A 679-nucleotide genomic window follows, 5' to 3' on the forward strand; every position below is an offset into this window, starting at 1 on the left:
AGCGTCGAACACAAGTGTCGAGCGGCCGCCGCGCGCTGTCTGCAAGGCCGCGTGCAGACCGGTGTAGCCGGATCCTATGACGGCGACATCGACATTCTGCGGAAGCGGCGACTGCTCGAGTTCCGGTCGCGGACTGCGCTCCCACCAATACGGAGTCGTCTTGAAGTCTTCGGCAAAAATGCCCGCTTCGCTCATCTGTCATGCCCCGCAATACGCGCCGTTATCGTCTTGACTTTGCAATAGTTTCGCAGCGCCTGGATACCCTTCTCGCGCCCTATTCCTGATTTCTTGTTACCGCCGAATGGAGCCAATATGCCACCCGTGAAATATTCATTGACGAATATTTGGCCCGCATCGATATCTCGTGCCATTCGGTGTGCTGCGGCAAAGTCCGACGTGTAGATACCTGCGACTAGGCCAAACTGCGTGCCGTTGGCGAGCGCGACAGCGTGGTCGGCATCGTCTGCGACCTGAACGGCAAGAACGGGGCCGAAGATTTCCTCCTCGATCAATGCGTCGTCGGCCGGAACGGCATCGAAGATGGTCGGCTGGAAGAACCAGCCGGCACCGCTGGCAGGGTCGATGCAGGCATTGCCGCCGGTTGCGAGGGCAATGCCCCGCGACTTGGCGCCGTCGGCATAAGAGGCGATCTTGAGCAGGTGCTGGTGTGAGTTCACCG

Annotated in this window: 2 protein-coding genes; both read right to left on the reverse strand. The window is 59.9% G+C overall.

Features of this window, described 5'->3' with window-relative positions; translation table 11 throughout:
* Positions 1-195: FAD-binding protein (locus HFK74_RS32915; RefSeq protein WP_180207229.1), on the reverse strand; the 195-nt coding region annotated here is incomplete at its 3' end.
* On the reverse strand, positions 192-679 hold a 488-nt coding region (locus tag HFK74_RS32920), incomplete at its 5' end, for an aldehyde dehydrogenase family protein (protein ID WP_180207230.1). The genes HFK74_RS32920 and HFK74_RS32915, both read right to left, overlap by 4 nt.

Origin of the sequence: Pseudomonas sp. SbOxS1 (assembly GCF_013416725.1) — a bacterium.
In the GTDB taxonomy this organism is placed as follows: Bacteria; Pseudomonadota; Gammaproteobacteria; order Pseudomonadales; family Pseudomonadaceae; genus Aquipseudomonas.